This is a genomic window from Micromonospora terminaliae (assembly GCF_009671205.1).
In the GTDB taxonomy this organism is placed as follows: Bacteria; Actinomycetota; Actinomycetes; order Mycobacteriales; family Micromonosporaceae; genus Micromonospora; species Micromonospora terminaliae.
In genome coordinates, this window is record NZ_CP045309.1 from 2,896,184 (window position 1) to 2,917,314 (window position 21,131).

Below are 21,131 nucleotides of genomic sequence, written 5' to 3' on the forward strand. Positions count from 1 at the left end.
GAATGGTTCGCTCGCTGCGCTCGCTCACGCCCGCGCCTCCTCGTCCGGGGCGTCGCGGGCGCAGCGGAAACCGCTGAAGATCTGCCGCCGGATCGGGTAGTCCCAGTTGCGGAAGGTGCCCCGGCAGGCCGACCGGTCGGTGCCGAAGGAGCCGCCACGCAGCACCCGGTAGTCGTCGCCGAAGAAGACCTCCGAGTATTCCCGGTACGGGAACGCCACGAAGCCCGGGTGCCCCCGGAACGTGGACGAGGTCCACTCCCAGACGTCACCGATGAGCTGGTGGACGCCGAGCGGCGAGGCGCCGTCCGGGTAGGCGCCCACCGGCGCCGGCCACAGGTGCCGCTGCCCCAGGTTGGCGTGCCCGCTCGCCGGGTCCGCGTCGCCCCACGGGTAGCGGCGGGACCGGCCGGTCGCCGGATCCCAGCGGGCGGCCTTCTCCCACTCCGCCTCGGTGGGCAGCCGCTTGCCGGCCCACGCCGCGTACGCCTCCGCCTCGTGGAAGCAGACGTGCACCACCGGCTCGTCGTCGCGCACCGGGGACCAGCGGCCGAACCGGCGGTACGCCCACCCGTCCCCGTCGCGCCGCCAGTGCATGGGGGCGCTGAGCCCGGCCTCGACCCGGTGCCGCCAGCCGGCCCCGCTCCACCAGCGCGGCTCGTCGTAGCCGCCGTCGGCGATGAAGGCGCGGTACTGCCCGTTGGTGACCGGCGCTGCGTCGATGACGTACGCGGGCAGGTCGACGGTGTGCGCGGGGCGCTCATTGTCCAGCGCCCACGGGTCGGTCGAGGTGCCCATGGTGAACGGACCGGCCGGCACCAGCACCTCGCCGCCGACCCGGACCCGCGGCTCGGGCGGGGGCGGCGCGTCCAGCACCGGACCGCCGGCGCGCAACTGGTGGGTGGCCAGCATGGTCTCGTCGTGCTGCTGCTCGTGCTGGACGATCATGCCGAAGGCGAACCCGTCCTCGACCAGCTTCCGTTCGGTGAACCGGATCCCGTCCAGCAGGTCGTACACCTTGTCCCGGACGGTACGCACGTACGCCCGCGCCTCGGCCGGCGGCAGCAGCGGCAGGGCCGGCCGGTCCCGGCGGGGCTGCTTGAACGCGTCGTACAGGTCGTCGATGTCGCGGCGCACCGGCTCGCGCCCGCCGACGTCGCGGACCAGCCAGAGCTCCTCCTGGTTGCCGACGTGCGCCAGGTCCCACACCAGCGGGGACATGAGCGTGGAGTGCTGCCGCACCAGGTCGTCGTCGTCCACCGCGTCGGTGAGCAACGCGGTACGGGCCCGGGTGCGCTCCAGTTCGGCCGCGATCCGGCTGCGCAACTGCTCGCCCTCCGTGGCCGGCCGCTCGGTCGTCGTCACCGGTGTCCCCTCTCCGCGGCGGCGCGGCGCCGCCGGATCGCTCGGTCGGTCTCGTCGTGGATCCCGGCCGGCAGGTCCAGCCGGGGCAGGGCCGCCAGGGCCAGGTCGAACAGGGCCGCCGCGGCGCTGGCCAGGGGTCGCTCGGCCAGCCCGCGCCGCGCCGCGGTTGACCACCGGTCGGCGACCGGGGCGGCCACGGCCAGCGCGTCCCGGGTGGTGGCCGGGTCGGCGAAGAGCGCGGCCAGCACCGCCAGCGGCACCGTCCAGTCCCGGCCCGGCTGGGCGTCCAGGTAGCGCAGCTCCAGGTAGCCGCGCGGGCGGACCGGCGGGAAGAGCGTGCTGAGGTGGTATTCCAGGTCGTCGGTGGTCGGCGGGCGCGGCAGCGCCCCGGCCAGCCAGTCGGCGAAGGTGACGCCCTCGGGGGGCGTCCAGTCCGGACCGTCACCGCGGACGCAGAGCAGCGGCGCGGCGAGCGCGTACCCCGCCCAGGCCGCGACCGGGTCGTGGTCGGCCCGCCCCGGGGACCAGACCGGGCGTACGCGTGCCGGGTCGATGGCCAGCCAGGCGGCCATCCGGGTGGAGGCCCAGCCGGTGGGGCGGCCGGCGTGCCGGTCGGCGGTGGCGAAGGCGGCCAGCAGCGGCGGCCCGACGGCGTGCGCGGCGGCCCACCGCTCGGCCAGCCGGTCCGGCTCGCCCGTGTCCAGGCAGACCTGGAGCCCGGCGGTGCTGTACATCATGGCCCGCCCGGCCGGCCCGTGCCGGTCGAAGACGTCGCGCATGGCCCGGTAGCGCGGGGTTTCCACGACGGGGCGCGGGGGGCGCCAGGGGTCCATGCCGGTGCGGCCCAGGACGAGGCCTTCGGCGTCCAGGAGGGCCCGCAGTTCGGCGAGATCGGCCTCGGTGGCCAGGATGAGCGCGGCGACCGACGGTCGCGGCGCCGCGGAGATCTCCACCTGCCCGCCCGGCTCCACGGTCACGGTGCCACCGCGCCGGAGCCCGGCGGCCGGGCTGGTGGGGTCGAGGGTGACGGGGCTGTGCCGCCCCAGCGCCCGGCGCAGTCGCTCGCGGCCGACCGGGCGGGCCGGGTCCGCGGCGTCGTGCACCGTCCATTCCAGCTCCACGCCGGTCAGGGCGGGTGGTCCGGTCTTGAAGCAGATCCGGGCGATGTGCCCGCGGGCGGCCGCCTCGTCTCCCAGGACGGTGGCCCGGTCCAGGTCCGGCGACATCACCACGAGACGGCTCCTCTCCCCGGGGCGGGCGACCACGCTGCCGGCCGGTGCCCTGCCGTGGCGGCCGGGCGTCGGCGGGTCCCACCATCTTCTGTCTAGCAGACGGGATCCGCGCGCCCGGGGAGATGAATTTTTGTCCGGAATCCGGTTGCGGCGCGGGCGCCGCCCGCTCAGCGACCGGGGGCCGTGCTCGGCTTTCCGGAGCGCGGGGGTGACCCGGCGGGCGTCCCCTTCCGCGCCGCGGCCGACGTCGCTTCCGGCTCCGACTTCGGCTTGGGCGACGACTTCGGCTGCGGCGACGACTTCGGCTCGGGCGACGACTTCGGCTCGGGCGACGACTTCGGCTCCGGTGACGACTTCGGCTCCGGCGACTTCTCCGGCACCAACGCCAGGCAGTAGTCCTCCACCCGGTCGGGGCCGCCCGCGGCGGCCACCAGGTCGGCGAAGCCCGGGCTCTCCAGCGCGGCGGCCCGCTGCGACCCGGACTTGGCCAGGTAGGCGTTGCACTGCCCGGCGAGCTTCCCGGCGCTCGCCGGCTTGCCGGAACCCCCGGACGCGCCGGGTGTCGGCGCGGTGGACGGCACCCCGCCGGGGGTACCGCCGCTCGGGGTCGTCGTGCCCGGGTCGCCGGCGCCCGTGCTGGGGCCAGCGGTGCCGGGGCCGGGCGTGGTGGGGGCCGGCGGCGGCGCCGGTTCCGGGCCCGGATCGAGGCTCACCGCGGCGAACGCGACGCCGGCCGTGGCGGTGGCGGCGAGCCCGGCCAGCACCGCGCCGACCCGGAAGCGGTGGCGCGGCCGCGGTGCGGCGGCCGGGGCCCGGTCCGCTCGCGCGGCCCGGAACGCGGCGAGCGCTCCCTCCTCGCCGGCCAGCTCCGCCGCGGTGGCGGGGGCGGCGGCCGCGGCGAGCAGGTGCGCCAGCGGATCGGCGGCCGCGTGCGGCGGTGACCCGGCGCGGGCCGCGTCGAGGAGGCGCTCCGACTCGGCCCGGTCGGCGGGCCTGTCGGACCGGCCTGAACTCATTCCGTTTCCCTCCACGTCAGCCGTCCGCCGGCTCGGCCTTGGGCGCCTGCCGTCCCCGCTGCGCACGGGGGCGGGGCGGCGTCGCTCCCCCGGCCCGGTCCGCCGGTTGCTCGGCGTCGGCGCGCTCCAGCAGCGCGGCCAGGCGCCGCAGCCCCCGGTGCGCCGCGGTACGCACCGCGCCCGCCCGCCGGCCGAGCACCCGCCCGGCGGTCTCCGCGTCGAGCCCGATCACGGCGCGCAGCAGCACCGCCTCCGCCTCACGGGGCGGCAGGCTGGCGATCAGCGCCAGCGCACTTTCCGTGCCGATGGTCTCGCCGGCCCGCTCGGCGGTGTCCGCGTCCCCGGCCAGTTCGCTCAGCGCCTGCACGGGCACCGGCAGGGCGGGCCGCCTCCGCTGCCGGCGCAGATGGTCCATGGCGCGGTTGCGGGCGATGGTGACCGTCCAGGCGCGGAACTCGCCGCCGGTGAAGGTGGGCAGGTCGCGGGAGATCTGGAGCCACGTCTCCGAGGCCACGTCCTCGGCGTCGGCGCCGACCAGGGCGGTGAGGTAGCGCAGCAGGCCGGGCTGGAGGCTGCGGTAGAGGAAGCGGAAGGCCTCCTCGTCGCCCGCCTGCGCGGCGGCGACCGCCTCGCTCAGCTCACCGGTCATGGATCCGCCGTTCCCGCCGTGCCGTTGCCTGGTACCGGCGCCCGCCGGTGCCGGTATGCCCGACGCCCGCCCGGTCGGACGACCGGACCTCCACCCGCACCATCAGTCCCCCGCTGCCCTGATCGGCACCCGCACCGTCGGGTGCGGGCGCGCGTATGGAACCGCCGTGAGAGGACGGCCGTCGGCGGACATACGGTACCGGCGTCACGGGGCGGACGGGAGCCGGGCCAAGGCTAGGAGCGGGCACCGGGTCCGACAAGGTGCCGCCCACCGTGGAAAGAGTGAGAATTGTCTAGGGCCAGCGGCGGCGCGTCGACGTAACAATTCCCACCGTTATTTCGCTACGGGCCGGTTAACCGGGACGAAACACCAGGCCAAAGCCGGACACATGAACCTCCGGGCACATTTTCCTGCCCGATCGTACGCGATTCGTCACGGTAAGCCGCTCGGCGAGCGGGCCGCTGACCGTTCGACCCGGGCGCGCCGGGCCGCCCGCCGGTCGTGACGGGAGAGAACGCGGGAAATACTCCGGGGCCGCTCTGGGTACGGTATTGAGGTGTTGACTTCCGACGTCGTACTCAGCGGTCGGTACCGCCTTGATGACCGTGTCGCCACCGGCGGCATGGGCGACGTCTGGCGTGCCACGGACCTGGTGCTCGGCCGCCCGGTCGCCGTGAAGGTCCTGCTGCCCGCCCTGGTCTCCGATCCCGACTTCATCGCCCGCTTCCGCGCCGAGGCGCGGATCATGGCCTCCCTGCGCCACGCGGGCGTGGTCCAGGTCTTCGACTGCGGCGAGGACGAGCTGCCCGACGGCAGCCGGGCCGACTACCTCGTGATGGAGTTCGTGGCCGGCGAGCCGCTCTCCCGCCGCATCGAGGCGTCCGGGCAGCTCGACGTCGGCGAGACGATGTCGATCGTGGCGCAGGTGGCCCAGGCCCTGCACGGGGCGCACACCCGGGGCATCGTCCACCGGGACGTGAAGCCCAGCAACCTGCTCGTGCAGGACGACGGCACCGTGGTGCTGGTCGACTTCGGGGTGGCCCGCTCGACCAACGTGACGAGCATCACCAGCACGAACGCGGTGCCCGGCACCGCCCTCTACATGGCCCCCGAGCAGGCCGCCGGCCGGCCGGTCTCCGGCGCCACCGACATCTACGCGCTCGGCGCCGTGGCCTACTGCTGCCTCACCGGCAGCCCGCCGTTCACCGGTGACAACCCGCTCCAGGTGGCCGTCCGGCACCTCGACGACGAGCCGCCGGAGCTCCCGGTGGAGATCCCGCAGCCGGTCCGGGACCTGGTGGCCCGCGCCCTGGCGAAGGACCCGGCGGACCGTTACCCCACCGCGGCCGCCATGGCCGAGGCCGCGCGCGCGGCCGCGTCCGAGTCGCCCACCGCCATGGTGCCGGTGACGCTGCGCACCGCGACCGGGTCGGGCCGCACCCGGGACGACCTGACCGCCACCGCGCCTGGGGCCCTCGTGGCACCGGCCCGCCGGGCGGGTCGCCGCGGCACGCTGGTCGGCGCCGCGGCCGCGGTGCTGGTGGCACTCACCGCGCTGGGCGCCGCCCTGGGCGCGGCCAAGAACGCCGACGCGCCGGCCACCCACATCGACACGACCGCGCCGGCCGTTGCCCCGAGCAACTCGGTCGCGGACGCCGCGGTCACCGAGGGGCCGCCGACGGACGCGGGCGACGACGGGTACCACCCGGTGCGCCCCACCGGCCGGCCGTCGACGTCGGCCTCGGCGACGCCGAGCCCCTCCGCGAGCGGATCGGCCCAGCCGAGCCCGTCCGACGTCCCGTCGACCCTGCCGACCGCGCCGAGCACGGCCCCGACCACCAGCTCCCCGCCGGTGGAGACCACCGCGCCGACCGAGACCACCACGACCACGACCGACCCCGCCGGTGGCGGTGACGGCGGAGGCGGCGGCGAGGGCGGCGCGGTCGAGCCGGCGTCGAACCGCTGACGTACGGGACCGGAGCCGGTCGTCCGTTGACCTGCGGCATCCGGAGCCGGGCAGGACGCTGAGCCGCGGCAGCCGGTCGAGCCGGCCCGCGGCTGTCGCGGGACCGGCTCGACGCGTCAGGAGGCGCAGGGGATCACTCCGCGCCCAGGGCCGCCACCACGGGCCGCGACAGGGCCCGCCGGGCCGGCAGGACCGAGGCGGCCAGCGCGGCGACCACCGCCACCGCGACGATCAGGCCGAGCCGCCCCCACGGCAGCACGAGGGTGAAGTCCCCGCCGATGCGGCCCAGCACGGCCATCCCGCCGGCGGCCACGCCGGTGCCCAGCGCGATGCCGAGCAGCGTGCCGACCAGCGCGGTCAGCACCGCCTCGACGGCCAGTACGGCGCGCATCCCGCCGCGGGTGAGACCGACGGCGCGCAGCACCGCGTTCTCCCGGGTCCGCTCCACCACCGAGAGGGTGAGCGTGTTGGCCACGCCGACCAGCGCGATGACCACGGCGAGGCCGAGCAGCGCGGTGACGAAGCCGAGCACCAGGTCGACGGTGCCGGTGAGCATCTTCTTGTAGGCCGCCTGGTCCAGCAGGTTGACCGTCGGGTACCGGGTGAGGACCGACTCGACGGCGACCCGGGCGGCGTCGGTGGAGACCCCGTCGGCGGGGTCCACCTCGGCGAGGTAGCCGCGCTCGGCCGGGAAGAGGCGGCTGAAGTCGGCGTCGGCGACGTCCACCACGTGACCGGCGGGCACCGGGCTGCCGGCCAGGGCGGGGTTGTCGTCGGCCACCACGGCGGCCACCCGGAACGACCGGCCGGCGAGCGGGACGGTGCTGCCCACCGACCAGCCGCGGGCGGCGGCCAGCTCGCGGTGCACCAGCACCGTGCCCGGCCCCAGCGCGGCCGGGTCACCGGCGTCCACCGCGGACAGCGTCCGCCGGATCAGCGCCGGGTGCGCGGCGCGTACCTCGATGCCGTCCACCACCCGGCTGCGCTGCTCGTGCACCACGCCCAGCTCCGGCCGGGCGGCCAGCTCACCGGCCAGCGGCGCCGGCAGGTCCCCGCCGATCCCGGTGACCAGGAAGTCCACTCCGATCTGCGCGTCCACGGCGCGCTCGATCCCGGCCTTCGCACTGCCCGCGCCGACCACGAACGCGGAGACCAGGCCGATGCCGATGACCATGGCGGTGGCGGTGGCCGCCACCCGGCGCGGGTTGCGCACGGCGTTGGCCACGGCCAGCCCGGCCGGGACGCCGAGCAGCCGGCGGAGAGGCAGGCCGAGCACCCGGACCAGGGCCGGCACCAGCACCGGCCCGAACAGCACGATGCCCAGGAAGGCCAGCACCCCGCCCGCGGCGACCAGCGGCACCTGACCGACGATCCCGGCGCCGACCAGGGCGGCGACACCGGCGGCGAGGACCAGCGCGCCGGCCACGAGCCGGACCCGCCCGGCCCGCCGGGCCGGCTGCACCGCGGCGTCGGTGAGCGCGGCGACCGGCGCCACCCGGGTGCCCTGCCAGGACGGCACGGCGGCGGCCACCACGGTCAGCAGTGTGCCGAGACCGAGGGACAGCAGCACCGTCCGGGCGGTGACGGTGACCCCGCCGCCGACCGGCCCGTCCACGGTCGACAGCAGCGCGCCGAGGCCCGCAGCCAGCCCCACCCCGGCCAGCACCCCGACCGCCGAGGCGAGCAGCCCGGTCAGCGCCGCCTCGCCGAGGGTGGCCCGGTAGACCTGCCCCCGGGTGGCGCCGACCAGCCGCAGCAGCGCGGTCCGCCGGGACCGCTGGGCGAGCACGATGGCGAAGGTGTTGGCGATCACGAACCCGGCCACCACCACGGCCACCGCCGCGAACGTGCCCAGGAAAAGCTCGAACTGCCGCCGGTCACGGACCGCGTCGGCGACCGCCTCGTCGAGGATCGCCGTGCGGTCCCGGACCACGACGTCCGGCCCGACCGCCGCGCGGACCCGGTCCGCGAGCGCCGCCCGGTCCACGCCGGGCCGCGCGGCCACCATGATGCGGCCGTAGCCGCGCTCGCCGCTGACCGCGAGGGCGTCGGGACCGGCCAGGCCGATGAAGGGGCCGCCGACGTCGCGGGAGCTGCCGGCCACGTCGACGGTGCCGACCAGGGTGTACGGGCGGGCCGGCCCGCCGTTCCCGCCGACGCGTACCGGGGCGCCGAGGGTGAAGTGCTGGTCGGCGACGGTCTCCTCGTCGAGCACCAGTTCGCCGGCCCGCTGCGGCAGCCGCCCGGCGACCACGTCGTACGACTGGAGGGCCGGGTCGGTGGGGATCGCGGCGAGGACGGCGTAACCGAGCACGGGCCGGCCGTCGGCGCCCACCACACCGGCGGTGCCGGTCAGTTCCCCCTCGGCGGCGGCCACCCCGTCGACCGCGCGTACCCGGTCGACCAGGGACGGGGGCAGCGGGGCCGTACCGGCGTACGCGGCCAGGTCGGTGTGCCGGTCGAAGGCGCCGGCCCGCTCGTACGCCCCGGCGCGCATGCCGTCGGTGAACATGAGGGTGCCGGCCACGAAGGCGACGCCGAGGACGATGGCCAGCGACGAGAGCAGCAGGCGCAGCCCCTCGGCGCGGACCTGGCGCAGGGTCAGGCGCAGCATCCCGGTCACCGCCCCGCGAGCGAAGCGCCGGCCTCGAGGCGGGTCAGCGCGTCGAGGACCTGGCCCGCGGTCGGGGCGTGCAGCTCGTCGACGAGCCGCCCGTCGGCGAGGAAGACCACCCGGTCGGCGTGGGCGGCGGCCTTCGGGTCGTGGGTCACCATGACCACGGTCTGGCCGAGCGTGTCCACCGCCTCGCGGAGCAGCCGCAGCACCTCCGCGCCGGAGCGCGAGTCCAGGTTGCCCGTGGGCTCGTCGGCGAAGATCACCCACGGCCGGGTGACCAGGGCCCGGGCCACGGCGACCCGCTGCTGCTGGCCGCCGGACAGCTCGGCCGGCCGGTGCCGGAGGCGGTCGGTGAGGCCCACCGCGGCGACCACCCGGCCCAGCCACCCGGGGTCGGGCCGCCGCCCGGCGATCGCCAGCGGCAGCACGATGTTCTCCTCGGCGGTGAGGGTGGGCAGCAGGTTGAACTTCTGGAAGACGAAGCCGATCCGGTCGCGGCGCAGCCGGGTCAGCCGGCGGTCGTCGAGGCGGGCCAGGTCGGCGTCGCCGATGCGCACGCTGCCGGCCGACGGCCGGTCCAGGCCGGCCAGGCAGTGCAGCAGGGTGGACTTGCCGGACCCGGACGGGCCCATCACGGCGGTGAACCGGGCGGCGGCCAGGTCGAGGTCGACGCCGTCGAGGGCGACGACGCGGTTCAGCCCCGAGCCGTACTCCTTGCGCAGCCCACGGGCGGTGACGGCGACGCCGGTGGTGGTGGTTGCGGACAACGTGGTGCTCCTGTCGGACTGGATCCTGAAGACCCTTCCGACGCTATGGGCGGCACCCCGCGACTGATCTCCACCTGCGCGCTCGACCTCGGTACGCCGGTGGTCGCCCCCGACCGGGTGGATCCGTACGACCCAGGTCGTACGGCGGGTCAGCCGCCCGGGGTGACCAGCCCGCTCTCGTAGGCCAGCACCACGGCCTGGACCCGGTCGCGGAGCTGGAGCTTGGCCAGGATCCGGCCCACGTGGGTCTTCACGGTCGCCTCGGCGACGTGCACCCGCGCGGCGATCTCGGCGTTGGAGAGCCCCTGCGCGACCAGCAGCAGCACCTCCCGCTCCCGGTCGGTGAGCTGGGCCAGCCGCGGGTCCTCGGTGGGCGCCGGCCCGAGCTGCCCGGCGAACCGGTCGAGCAGCCGCCGGGTGATCGACGGCGCCACCACCGAGTCGCCCTCGGCGACCACCCGGATCGCGGCGAGCAGGTCCTCCGGCGGGACGTTCTTGAGCAGGAAGCCGCTGGCCCCGGCGCGCAGCGCGGCGAACGCGTCGGCCTCGGTGTCGAAGGTGGTGAGCACCAGCACCCGCGGGCGGTTCCCGGCCGGCCGGGCGCAGATCCGCCGCGTCGCCTCCACGCCGTCCATGGTCGGCATCCGCACGTCCATCACCACCACGTCGGCTTCGACCCGGTCCAGGACCCGCAGCGCGTCCGCACCGTCGATCGCCTCGCCCACCACGGCGAGGTCGGGTTGCGAGTCGAGCACCATCCGGAACCCGGCACGCACCAGCGCCTGGTCGTCGACGATCACCACCCGGACGGTCATGCCGCCGCCTTCCCTTCCTCGGTGCCCGACGCCGACGGTAGCGGCAGCCGCGCCTCGACCCGCCAGCCCCCGCCCAGCGCGGGGCCGGCGGTGAGGCTGCCGTCGTACACCCCGACCCGCTCGCGCATGCCGACCAGGCCGTGCCCGCCGGACGGCGCCGGCCGGACCACCGGACGGCCGCGCCCGTCGTCGACCGCCCGGACTGCGACGGCGTCGGCGGACCAGTCGAGGCGCAACTCGACCGCCGCGCCCACGCCGGCGTGCTTGAGCGCGTTGGTGAGGCTCTCCTGCACGACGCGGTAGACGGTCAGCTCCAGGCCGGGCGGCAGGGCGATCGGGGTGCCGGTGGTGGTGTCGGTGATCCGCAGCCCGGCCGCGCGGAAGCGGTCCAGCAGGTCGGGCAGCTCGACCAGGGCCGGCCGCCGGTGCGCCGGTTCGGCGGACAGGCCGCCGCCGGGCTCGGCCGCCGCGGCCGGCGCGTCCGCCGGCTCCGGCCGGCTCGGCTCCCGGAGTACGCCGACCAGGCGCCGCATCTCCTCGAGGGCCTGCCGGCCGGTGTCCGCCACCACCTTGGCCGCCTCCCGCGCGGTGTCCGGGTCGCGGTCGATGGTGAACCGCACCCCGTCGGCCTGCACGATCATGACGGCCATGCTGTGCGCCACGACGTCGTGCAGCTCGCGGGCGATCCGCGTCCGTTCCTCGGCGACCGCCGCCCGGGCCTCGGCCTCCCGCTCGCGTTCCAGGGTGGTGGCGCGTTCCTCCAGGCTGACCACGTAGAGCCGGCGGGTGCGCACGTTCAGCCCGACCAGCCATACCGCGCCCGTGACCAGGCCGTAGTAGAGCGCGCCGGCCCACCAGGGCGCCTGCGCGGGCATCTGGGCCGCGGCGAGCAGCACGCCGATCGCGGCGACGATCCCGGCCAGGACGCCGTCGCGCAGCCGGTCGGCGTACTTGACCACGCTGTAGAGCGCGATGAGCACGCCGATGTCATAGGCCAGCGGGCCCCAGCCGACGACCACTTGGAGCAGCGCGAGCACGGCCACCCCGGCGGCCACCGCCGACGGATGGGTGCGCCGGAACAGCAGGACCAGCGCCATCACGATCCCGACGGCCGCACCCGCCACGCCGCCGGGCTGGGCGAAGATCCCCAGGACGGCGACGAGGGCCACCAGCCCGGAGACGGCGGCGTCGAACGCGACGCTGCGCAGCGGGCGGCCGAAGATGATGCGGTCCACGGTCACCCAGGGTACGGTCTCGCGCGCACGTCGATGCTTGCCGCGTCACTCCCTGTCAGTGACGAAGACACCGAGACCCTGGTGTCCGTAGAGTTCGCCGGTCTCGATGAGGATCGTGATCGCCTGTCGCACGGTGGACTGGCTTCCGACCTCGTAAAGATCGGCCAGCGCCTTGGTGGACGGCAGCTTGTGGCCCGGCGGCCACTCGCCGGAGGCGATGCGTCCCCTGATGTCGGCGATGATCCGCCGGTAGTGCGGCTCGAACTTCCGTGGTGCGGGCATGCGAAGGACTCCCAGCTAGGCATGCCCATCTGATCACGCCGTGCGGGAGGACTTCAAGCGCATCGTTGACTTTACCAGTATTGTCGGTAGAGTCGACCGGCGAGGGGGCTCCCAGCTAGGCACTGCGGCGTCACCTCTCGGAGCGGCGTCCGGCGGCCCGGCCGTCCCGCTGCTCCGACCACAGCCCCGGCACCAGATGCCATCGACAGGCCCGGGGCGGGTGCCGGGCTCCGGCCGGCTCGGGCGCGCGGTCGCGCCGGCCGCCCCCGCCCGCCTCGGCGCCGCCCTCTGCCGCTCCCAGGGAGAGTCATGGACTCCACCGACACCGCAACCGAGCCGCGCTGGATCATCCATCTACCCACCACGCTCACCCGGCTCGATCAGGCCACCGCGCTGGCCGTCGCGCTGCGCGAATCGCTGCGCCATGTCACCGCCGTCGACTTCGGCGAGACCACGCTCAGCGAGGAGGATCGCCAGTTCGTGCGTACCCGGGTCTGGTGCGACGCCCGGCTGCCCGGCGACGCCCGCTGCCTCCGCCCGGCCGACCACGACGGCGCCTGCGGCGCGATCACCTGCGAGGGGAGGGGCGTTCACCGGCGCGGGTGATCAGCGACCGACGCGGGCCGCGGCACCGGCGGGATCTTGGACACTTACCGTTCGCACCGAACAGCAAGTGTCCAAGATCGCCGATACCGGCGACCATGCGCGCGGTCATCCGTTCAGCGGCGCCGGCCGCTCCCGTCGCGCTACCGCGGATCTTGCCGTCAGGCGCCGACCAGGTCGCGGAGGCGGGCGATCTCGGCGGACTGCTCGACGGCGACGGCGTTCGCGAACTCCTGGAGCGTCTGGTCCGCGCCGACCTTGAGCAGGTCGGTCGACATGGTCACCGCGCCCTCGTGGTGCGCGGTCATCATCCGCACGAAGAGGCGGTCGAAGTCCGCGCCCCGGGCGGCGGCGAGCTCCCGCATGGCCTCGGCGGACTGCATCCCCCGCATGGTGCCGTGGTCGTGCCCGGCGACCTCGGCGGGCAGGTCGCGCGCGCCGAGCCAGCCGCGCAGCACCCCGATCTCGGGCCCCTGGGCGGCGCGGATCCGATCGGCGACGGCGCGTACCCGGGGGTCGGCGGCCCGGTCGGGCGCGAGGGTCGCCATCTCCACCGCCTGCTGGTGGTGCGGGATCATCATCCGGACGTACCAGACGTCGAGGCCGTTGTAGCGGGGCGCTGCGGCGTCCCGGACCTCCTGGGCGGCGCGGGTGGCCGCCGGCTCCCCCGGCCGGCCCGGCACGACGACCGGCGGGGCGTCGGCCGGCGCAGCAGTGCCGGTGGCGCCGGCGGGGCGACCGGCGGGACCGGCCGGAGCGGCCGCCGGGCGGCTGTCGCCCCGCCCGGCCAGTACCACGCCGACCACGACCGCGAGCGCCACCAACGCTGTGACGGCGAGCTGGACACGTCCCTGCCGGCCGGTCATACGACACTCCCTCCGGTCGAGGTGACAGCGATCCTATCCATAGACAAACCCGCTTAGATGTGACCGGGGTCACATTGATGAATGTCATCGACCGGTAAGGTGTGGAAAATCATCATCCCCTTTCGGAGGGTGCCGCCGATGATCAGCATCCGCACGTCCCGAATCCGGATCGTCAGCCTCGCCGCCGCCGGCCTGCTCGTCGCCGGCGTCGCCACCGCCCCCGCCAGCAGCGCCCAGGAGATCCCCCGGGCGCAGACCGCTCCGGCCACCGTGGACAGCGCCGTCGTCCCCGGAGTCGACGAGATCTCCAGCAGCCCCAACCTGCGCCAGGTCGCCAACCTGCCGAAGCAGGCGCCGTTCGACACCTCCACGGCGTTCGGCACCGACATCGCCTTCCAGGGCCGGTACGCCTTCGTCGGCAACTACGACGGTTTCGTCATCTACGACGTCTCCCGGCCGAGCGCGCCGGCCATCGTCTCCCAGGTGCTCTGCCCCGGCTCCCAGAACGACGTCTCCGTCCACGGTGACCTGTTGTTCCTGTCCACCGACTCGTCCCGCAGCGACGACTCCTGCAGCAGCGTCGCCCAGCCCGCCACCGAGGCCGGGTCCTGGGAGGGCATCAAGATCTTCGACATCCGCGACAAGCGCAACCCGCGTTACGTGAAGTCGGTGGAGACGGCGTGCGGCTCGCACACCCACACCCTGGTGCCGGGCAAGGACCGCCGGACGGTCTACCTGTACGTGTCGTCGTACAGCCCGCGGGCCGAGTTCCCGGACTGCCAGCCGCCGCACGACTCGATCTCGATCGTGAAGGTGCCGCTGCAGTCGCCGACCGGCGCCGCCGTGGTGGCCACCCCGAACCTGTTCCCGGACGGCGGCTACCCGGGCATCCCGGGTGAGAAGTCGGCCACCACCGGCTGCCACGACATCACCGCGTACCCGGCGAAGGACATCGCGGCCGGCGCCTGCATGGGCGACGGCATCCTGCTCGACATCGCCGACCGCGAGGCGCCCCGGGTGATCGAGCGGGTCCGCGACACCGAGAACTTCGCCTTCTGGCACTCGGCGACCTTCAACAACTCCGGCACCAAGGTCGTCTTCACCGACGAGCTGGGTGGCGGCGGCGCCGCGACCTGCAACGAGGCCACCGGGCCGAACCGCGGCGCGGACGCCATCTACGACATCACGGGTCGCGGCGACAACCGGCGGCTCGCGTTCCGCAGCTACTACAAGATCCCCCGGGCCAACGCCGACACCGAGAACTGCGTGGCGCACAACGGCTCGCTGGTGCCGGTGCCCGGCCGCGACATCATGGTCCAGGCCTGGTACCAGGGCGGCATCTCGGTGTGGGACTTCACGAACTCCCGGCAGCCCAAGGAGATCGCGTACTGGGAGCGGGGCCCGCTGAACGCCGAGCAGCTGCGCACCGGCGGCTCCTGGTCGGCCTACTGGTACAACGGCCACATCTACTCCAGCGACATCCAGAAGGGCCTGGACGTGCTGGAGCTGCGCGACCCGCGTACCTGGGTGGCGCAGCTGATCCGGGTGCCCGAGCTGAACGTGCAGACCCAGACCGGTTACGTGAGCTGGTGACGCGCCGGCCGGGTCCGGGCCCCGACGGGGGGCCGGGCCCGGCTCAGCTCATCGGCAGCCGGTAGCCGCGCTCGCCGCCGCCCGCGGTGACCAGCCGGACCTCGCCGGTGCGCAGCCCGTACGTCACGGACCAGCGGGTGTGCGGCTGCCGGACGGCGTCGAGCAGGCGCAGCGCGGCCGGGGCGTCCACCGCGCCGCCGGCCCGGTCCAGCGCCTCGGCCAGCACCCCGTAGCGGTGGTCGGTGCGCAGGTCGCGGTCGGCCACCCCGACGGCCGGCACGTTGGTCAGCGCCTGCCAGGCGCCCCGGCCCTTCTCGGCCCGCATCCGGCCGTCCACGAACTCGATCACGGCGGACGCTCCGGTGGCGTCGGCGATGAGGTAGTGCAGCGGCGGCCCGCCGTCGAAGTCCAGGTTGTAGCGCCCGAACACGGCGATCGCCTCGTCCACGGTTGCGGCGGTGTCCAGCACCAGGCGCAGGACGCGCACCGAGCCGACGGTGGGCCGGCCAGGGACCGGCTCCGCGGTCGCGCCGTCGTCGGCGGCCAGTCCGACGGCCAGGCCCCGCTCGTTCATGCCGTCGAAGGGCAGCAGCGGCGCGTTCAGCAGCCGGCGGTCGCCGGCCGGGTCGGCGGTGACCCCCAGGTAGGAGATGTCCACGAGGGAGATCGAGGCGTGGCCGTCCGGCGGGTCGGTGCGCAGCACCAGCGCGGGGTTCGCGTCCCAGTCGAAGTTGCGGGCGAACAGCGGCCGGCTCCGGTCGCCGCCCGCGGCGAAGAGGGAGCAGCCGAACGGGGACGCCTGCGGGGTGCCCGCGATGCCGACGGTCGGGTCGTAGTCGCCGTCGTACGTCATCTCGTACAGCGGCAGGTCGTCCACCCGGCGCAGGCTGGCCAGGGTTCGCTCGACCTGGCCCGCGTCCTGACGGGAGGCGGACGGCGTGCCGGCACCGGCCGGCGCCGCGGACCGGCGGCCCTCGGCACAGGCGGTGGTCACGAGGAGCAGGGCGAGCCCGGTGGCGAGCAGGGTCCTCCGCATGCCCGCGACGCTAGAAGAGGCGGCGACGGTTGTCCATCTCGGACGTCAGCGGTCGGGGATCCGGGCCAGCTGCGCCTCGATGGCCTCCGCCGTGAGGGCGGGCCGGCCCCCGGCGTGGCCCACCGTCGCGCCGGCCGCCGCGACCGCGTACCGGGCCAGCCGGGGGTACGGGTCCTCGCGGAGCAGGCCGGCCGTGACGGCGGCGACGAAGGCGTCCCCGGCCCCGGTGCTGTCCACCGTGGGCGTCTCGCTCAACGGCACGAACAGCTGTCCGTCCCGCCAGACGAAGGCGTTCCCCTCCCCCGCCACCTCGACGGCGATCAGGGCCGGCCCCCGGGCGGCCAGGTCCCGGCCGGCGGCCAGCCCCGCCTCGGCGTCCTTCGGCGGGTCGCCGCCGAGCAGCAGGCCGGCCTCGCGTGCGTCGGCCCGCAGCACGTCGGCCCGGGACAGCAGTTCCGCCGCGCCGTCCGGGTCGTCCGGGGCGCCGTCGAGCACCACGAGCCGGCCGGCGTCGCGGGCGTGCCGGGTGGCCGCGAGCGCCGCCGGCAGCGGCTGCTGGAGCTGGACCACCACCGCCCGGGCGGCCCGCAGCATCCCGGCCGCGCCGGTCACGTCCGCCTCGGTGAGCAGGGTCGCCTCGGGGATGTCCTCCAGGTAGCGCCAGTGCGCCCGGTCGTCGACCACGTCCACGATGAGCGCGCTCGGCGTGTCCGGCCGGCGCAGCACCGGGGCCACGTCGATGCCGTCGCTGCGGGCCCGGCCCAGCAGCCGGTCGCCGACCTCGTCCTCGCCGACCACGCCGAGCAGACCGACCCGCACGCCGAGCTGGGCCAGCCCGACGGCCTGGTTGGCGCCCTTGCCGCCGAGCAGTTCCCGCCGGCACCGCACCGGAGCCGTGCCGGACGGGCCGGGCACCTCGTCCACCCGCAGCACGAGGTCCCGGGCCACCTGCCCCACCACGATCGCGTCGAGTCCGGTCATCCCGGGCTGATACCCCGGCCGCCGCCGGTCACGCCCGGCTCAGCCGCGGACCACCGCGAACATGTAACAGCCGTACACCACGTTGCGGCTGTGCAGGCGGTCCACGGCGGGGTCGGCCAGCAGTTCGGCGACCACCGCCTCCGGGTCGGCGCCGTCGTGCCGCCGGCCGCCGACGATCCGGCCCCGCCGGTCGTACGCCCGCAGCACCTGGGCCCTCCCCCGCCAGTCGGCCGGGTACGCCGTCACGTCCGCCGGGCCGGGGCAGTCGACCGCGTGCGCGAAGATCGGCCCCACCTCCCGGTACGGGCCGGGCGGCAGCGGCGGGGCGTACCCGAACAGCAGCAGCGCCTCGCCCGGGGTGGCGTCGCGGAGGCAGCAGCGCAGCGGCTCGCCGCCCTCGGCGCAGCACCGCTCGGGCGGCTGGCCGGAGGCGTCCCGGCCGGTGCGCCGCAGGTCGGCCAGCACCTCGGCGGGCACGGGTTGGATCACGTAGCGGGTGCGCGTCGTCGTCATGCCCTCCACCCTGGCCCGCGGCACGGCCGGTGGCTGGCGGCGATCGGACCTCGCGTGCCGGCCGGACCGCCCGCGGGGGCGGCCCGGCCGGGCGGTTCAGCGGCGGGAGACCGGGATCTGCAGCTCGGTGACGCCCTTCTCGGTCGCGTCCGGGCAGTAGTCCAGGTAGACCTCGCGGGCGTATCCCTCGGCCCGCCAGCCGTTGTCCTCGATCCACCGGGCGAGCACCTGCATGCTGACCTCCACGTCGTCCATCGGGCCGTGATGGACCAGCGTGGCGGCGGCGGGGAGGGCCGGCAGGTCGACCACGGCGACGTCCCCGGCGGCCGCCGGGTCGACGCCGACGGTGACACCGGCGTGCACCACCACCGCCTCGCCGTCGCCCTCGGGTTCGTACCAGGCGATGGTCGGTCCGGTGGGCCGGACCTCCGCGACCTCCAGACGGCGGAACAGCTCCGGGTAGAGCGGCTGGATCACCGGACCGATGTCCGGCGGCTGGTAGCCGGCGGCGACCCCGGTCAGCTCCGCGATCCGCACCGCGGGGATCTCCTTCAGTACGACGTCCTCGGTGGTCATGCGTCCCTCCGCATCGAGCATCCGGAGCCTCGCCTCGACCGCGGCCAGCCGGGCGGTGTCGGCGGCGACCTGCGCCGCGAGCTGGGCACGGCGCAGCCGCAGCATGCCGCGCAGCTCGGCGACGTCCAGCCGGTCGTCGAGGATCGCCCGGACCTGGTCCAGCGTGAGGCCCAGGTCCTTCAGGGCGACCACCCGGTTGAGCCGGCCGAGCTGGTCCGCCCGGTAGTGCCGGTAGCCGGTGCGCGGGTCGACGACGGCCGGGCGGAGCAGCCCGATGCCGTCGTAGTGGCGCAGCATCCGGACCGACGCCCGGCCGAGTGCGGCGAACTCTCCGATGGTGAACATGGCCCCCTCACGCTCGTCCCTGACACCGTGTCAGAGTCAAGCGCCGGGGTCACGGGCGGGACGCGACGCGCCGCACGACGCGCGGGCCGACCAGCCGCCGGACCACCGGCACGGCGTTCCACCTCGCCGCGCCCACCAGGTCCCGAGCGTGCTCCAGCACCGTGTAGTCCGGGCGGGCCAGCCCGTCGGCGATGGCCCGGTCCAGGTCGTTGCCGCAGCGGGTGAGCACACTGTCGAAGTCCCGCCGGACGGGTTCGAGCAGCGGGTAGCCGAAGGAGCGGTGCAGCCGGGCGAAGAGCGGCTTGTAGAGCCGGGCCCGCTCGTGCAGCCCGGAGGAGTACGACATCGGGTTCTTCGGCCGCCGCCGGATGTAGTCCGGCAGCACGTCGGCGAACGCCCGCCGGACGATCCACTTCTCCTGGCCGTCGCGCAGCTTGAGGTCCAACGGCAGCCGCATGGCCAGCTCGACCACGCTGAGGTCGAGGAAGGGCACCCGGGCCTCCACCCCGTGGCCCATGCTGGCCCGGTCCACCCGCTGCAGCTCGGTGCGGCACAGGTTGCGGATTCGGTGGAGGAAGAGGCGGCGGGACCGCTCGGGGCCGACCTGGTGGTACATGGGGTAGCCGCCGAACAGCTCGTCCGAGCCGTCGCCGGTGAGCACCACCTTGACGCCCAGCTCGCGCAGCCGCCGGAAGATGGGCACCGAGACCACGGCGTTGATGATGTCGCCGTACTCGGTCAGCTCGGAGATCCGGATCGCCTCGCGCACGTCGGCCAGCCGGATGTCGCGCGGGCGCAGCTCGATCACCTCGTGCGGCACGCCCAGGTCGGCGGCGAGCCGCCGGGCGTACGCCACGTCGGGGCTGTCCGGCACGCCGACCGTGACCGCCACGCAGTCCGGGTGCAGCTGGGCGGCGTGCAGCAGGGCCAGCGAGCTGTCGAGGCCGCCGGAGAGCACCACGCCCACGGTGAGGTCGGTGTCCAGGCGTACCCGCATGCTGTCGGTGAGCGCGACACGGACGAGCAGGGCGGCCTCGTCCGGATCGTCGATCACCGGCAGCCCGGCGCCGAGGGTGAGCAGGTCGACGTACGGACGCAGCCGGACCGGCCCGCCGGGCTCGGCCCAGCCGTGGTGCCCGGGCGGCACCTCGCTGATCGGCGCGCCGTGCCCGACCAGCGCCTTCACCTCGGAGGCGACGTGCAGGCAGCCCGGGCCACCGGACCAGTAGAGCGGCTTCACCCCGAGCGGGTCCCGGGCCAGGTAGGCCCGGCCGGTGGCCCGTTCCACCACGGCGAACGCGTACTCGCCGCGCAGGCGGCGCACCGCCTCCTCGCCCCACTGCCGGAAGGCGGCGAGGACCACCTCGGTGTCGCCGCCGGTGCGGAACCCGTGCCCGAGCCGCGTCAGCTCCGCGCGCAGCTCGTGGTGGTTGAAGACCTCGCCGTTGTAGCAGAGGACGTACCGCTCGTCGGGCGAGACCCAGGGCTGCACCGCCCGCTCGCGGTCCACCACCCGCAACCGCCGTACGCCGGCGAGCAGGCCGTTCTCCTGCCGGGTCTCGGTGACCTCACCGCGCGGGGCGAGGACGGCCAGCATCCGCCGGAAGACGGCCGGATCGGCCTCGGGGCCGATGCTCAGCGCGATCCCGCACATCGGCTCAGATCCCCATCTCGGCCTCGTAGGCCCGCCGGTACCGGCGGCGCGCGGTGGGCGCGAGGCACACGTGCCAGGCCTGACCCTCGTCGACCACGTTGATCTCGCCGGCCTCCTGCCGGGCCAGGAGCACCTCGGCGAGGACGTCCCGGACGCCGAACCGGCCGTACCACTCCAGTTCCACGTCGGCCGCCCAGCCGAGGCAGTGCCCACTGGGCACCATGGCGGCGTAGCCCAGCCGGCGCAGCCGGTACTGGTGCTCGGCGCTGCGGGCGAGGCTGGTCACCCAGAGCGGCGGGGTGGCCGGCGGAGCGATCGCGGCGAATTCCCGGCCCAGGTCGTTGAGCAGCGCGATCACCTCGCGCCGCGCCCGGCGGAACCGCAACCCGGCGGTACGCGGGGTGGCGTCCGGGCGCAGCCGCCGCTGGACCGCCCGCAGCCCGCGACCGGCGACGGTGCCGGGCTGCTCCTGGTAGCGGAAGGCGAGCAGGCCACGCCGGCGCAGCCACTCCAGGTCGACCAGGTCGGTGCTGGTGTCGACCTGCCCGTCGGTGAGGAAGGTCCCGCTGTCCCGCCACCACAGCACGTCGATCCGGGAGAGCAGGTAGATCCGGACCAGCGCCGTGAGGTCGTGCGCCGAGCTGCGGGCGTTGGGCTGGTAGCGGGCCATCTCCAGCAGCAGGGTCTCCCGGGCGCCGACGAATCCCTGCGGGGTGGCGTCGAGGACGGCGGCGATGGCCGGCTCGCGCAGCCGCTGGTCGAGCAGCACCTGGCGGGCGGTGGTCGACGGCGCGTCCGCGAGGGCGCCCACCTCGACCAGCAGCTCCGCCACGGCGGCCCGGTACGCGGCCAGGTCCGGCTCCCCGGGCGGGGTGCGGCGGCCGGCGGACGGGGGCAGCCGGCGGGCGGGGGCGGCGGACGCGACGGCTGGCCGGGGCTGGTGGCCGGGGCTTCGGCTGGGCACTCGCATGGTCGGCCCCTCTCCGGGCAGGACACGGCGTAGTCGAACCTGAAACACACCGT

At 75.6% G+C, this 21,131-nt stretch carries 19 protein-coding genes; 3 read left to right on the forward strand and 16 right to left on the reverse strand.

Going from position 1 to position 21,131, the window contains the following annotated elements; genetic code table 11:
- Positions 1-24: 24 nt before the first annotated feature.
- The 4 genes from egtB to GCE86_RS13010 all read right to left on the reverse strand — a co-directional run bounded on the left by egtB (position 25) and on the right by GCE86_RS13010 (position 4,259).
- Entirely contained in the window at positions 25-1,362 is a 1,338-nt protein-coding gene (egtB, locus tag GCE86_RS12995) for an ergothioneine biosynthesis protein EgtB (protein WP_154227197.1), read from the reverse strand.
- On the reverse strand, positions 1,359-2,594 hold the full coding sequence (gene egtA / locus GCE86_RS13000) for an ergothioneine biosynthesis glutamate--cysteine ligase EgtA (protein WP_154227198.1): 1,236 nt from the start codon (positions 2,592-2,594) through the stop codon (positions 1,359-1,361). The genes egtB and egtA overlap by 4 nt, the downstream gene beginning before the upstream one ends.
- 167 nt (positions 2,595-2,761) lie before the next feature.
- Entirely contained in the window at positions 2,762-3,610 is an 849-nt protein-coding gene (locus GCE86_RS31845; protein WP_154227199.1) for a hypothetical protein, read from the reverse strand.
- A 16-nt stretch (positions 3,611-3,626) separates the two neighbouring features.
- Positions 3,627-4,259 (reverse strand): RNA polymerase sigma factor, encoded by a 633-nt coding sequence (locus GCE86_RS13010; RefSeq protein ID WP_154227200.1) that lies wholly within the window; start codon positions 4,257-4,259, stop codon positions 3,627-3,629.
- Positions 4,260-4,815: 556 nt separating this feature from the next.
- On the opposite strand from GCE86_RS13010, the gene GCE86_RS13015 reads away from it, so the two are divergent.
- Positions 4,816-6,225 carry a serine/threonine-protein kinase gene (locus GCE86_RS13015; RefSeq protein WP_154227201.1) on the forward strand — a complete coding sequence of 470 codons (1,410 nt, stop codon included), beginning with the start codon at positions 4,816-4,818 and terminating at the stop codon, positions 6,223-6,225.
- 133 nt (positions 6,226-6,358) lie between these two features.
- Here the strand turns inward: GCE86_RS13015 and GCE86_RS13020 are convergent, their stop codons facing one another.
- The 5 genes from GCE86_RS13020 to GCE86_RS13040 all read right to left on the reverse strand — a co-directional run bounded on the left by GCE86_RS13020 (position 6,359) and on the right by GCE86_RS13040 (position 11,941).
- Positions 6,359-8,839 (reverse strand): ABC transporter permease, encoded by a 2,481-nt coding sequence (locus tag GCE86_RS13020; RefSeq protein ID WP_154227202.1) that lies wholly within the window; start codon positions 8,837-8,839, stop codon positions 6,359-6,361.
- Positions 8,840-8,844: 5 nt separating this feature from the next.
- Positions 8,845-9,609, reverse strand: a complete 765-nt coding sequence (locus GCE86_RS13025) for an ABC transporter ATP-binding protein (RefSeq protein ID WP_154227203.1) — start codon at positions 9,607-9,609, stop codon at positions 8,845-8,847.
- A gap of 149 nt (positions 9,610-9,758) precedes the next feature.
- A complete protein-coding gene (locus GCE86_RS13030; protein ID WP_154227204.1) occupies positions 9,759-10,424 on the reverse strand; it encodes a response regulator in 666 nt (221 codons plus the stop codon).
- Positions 10,421-11,665, reverse strand: a complete 1,245-nt coding sequence (locus tag GCE86_RS13035) for a sensor histidine kinase (RefSeq protein ID WP_154227205.1) — start codon at positions 11,663-11,665, stop codon at positions 10,421-10,423. Before GCE86_RS13035 ends, GCE86_RS13030 begins: the two co-directional genes overlap by 4 nt.
- A 39-nt stretch (positions 11,666-11,704) precedes the next feature.
- The gene (locus GCE86_RS13040; protein WP_154227206.1) at positions 11,705-11,941 is read right to left on the reverse strand and encodes a GntR family transcriptional regulator; all 237 of its coding nucleotides are present in this window, start codon (positions 11,939-11,941) and stop codon (positions 11,705-11,707) included.
- Between the two features lie 309 nt (positions 11,942-12,250).
- Between GCE86_RS13040 and GCE86_RS13045 the strand changes: the two genes are divergently transcribed.
- Entirely contained in the window at positions 12,251-12,547 is a 297-nt protein-coding gene (locus GCE86_RS13045) for a hypothetical protein (protein WP_154227207.1), read from the forward strand.
- A gap of 158 nt (positions 12,548-12,705) precedes the next feature.
- Here the strand turns inward: GCE86_RS13045 and GCE86_RS13050 are convergent, their stop codons facing one another.
- Complete coding sequence (locus tag GCE86_RS13050; RefSeq protein ID WP_154227208.1) at positions 12,706-13,410, reverse strand: DUF305 domain-containing protein; 705 nt, start codon at positions 13,408-13,410, stop codon at positions 12,706-12,708.
- Between the two features lie 138 nt (positions 13,411-13,548).
- Between GCE86_RS13050 and GCE86_RS13055 the strand changes: the two genes are divergently transcribed.
- Complete coding sequence (locus tag GCE86_RS13055; RefSeq protein WP_154227209.1) at positions 13,549-15,003, forward strand: LVIVD repeat-containing protein; 1,455 nt, start codon at positions 13,549-13,551, stop codon at positions 15,001-15,003.
- A gap of 43 nt (positions 15,004-15,046) precedes the next feature.
- Here the strand turns inward: GCE86_RS13055 and GCE86_RS13060 are convergent, their stop codons facing one another.
- The 6 genes from GCE86_RS13060 to GCE86_RS13085 all read right to left on the reverse strand — a co-directional run bounded on the left by GCE86_RS13060 (position 15,047) and on the right by GCE86_RS13085 (position 21,078).
- The gene (locus tag GCE86_RS13060; protein ID WP_154227210.1) at positions 15,047-16,039 is read right to left on the reverse strand and encodes a linear amide C-N hydrolase; all 993 of its coding nucleotides are present in this window, start codon (positions 16,037-16,039) and stop codon (positions 15,047-15,049) included.
- A 45-nt stretch (positions 16,040-16,084) separates the two neighbouring features.
- A complete protein-coding gene (locus GCE86_RS13065; protein WP_154227211.1) occupies positions 16,085-17,020 on the reverse strand; it encodes a PfkB family carbohydrate kinase in 936 nt (311 codons plus the stop codon).
- A 39-nt stretch (positions 17,021-17,059) separates the two neighbouring features.
- A complete protein-coding gene (locus tag GCE86_RS13070; protein ID WP_154227212.1) occupies positions 17,060-17,533 on the reverse strand; it encodes a DUF1203 domain-containing protein in 474 nt (157 codons plus the stop codon).
- Between the two features lie 96 nt (positions 17,534-17,629).
- Complete coding sequence (locus tag GCE86_RS13075) at positions 17,630-18,454, reverse strand: MerR family transcriptional regulator (protein ID WP_154227213.1); 825 nt, start codon at positions 18,452-18,454, stop codon at positions 17,630-17,632.
- Between the two features lie 49 nt (positions 18,455-18,503).
- Positions 18,504-20,108 (reverse strand): asparagine synthetase B family protein, encoded by a 1,605-nt coding sequence (locus tag GCE86_RS13080; protein ID WP_154227214.1) that lies wholly within the window; start codon positions 20,106-20,108, stop codon positions 18,504-18,506.
- Positions 20,109-20,112: 4 nt separating this feature from the next.
- The gene (locus GCE86_RS13085) at positions 20,113-21,078 is read right to left on the reverse strand and encodes a hypothetical protein (protein ID WP_154227215.1); all 966 of its coding nucleotides are present in this window, start codon (positions 21,076-21,078) and stop codon (positions 20,113-20,115) included.
- Positions 21,079-21,131: the final 53 nt, after the last annotated feature.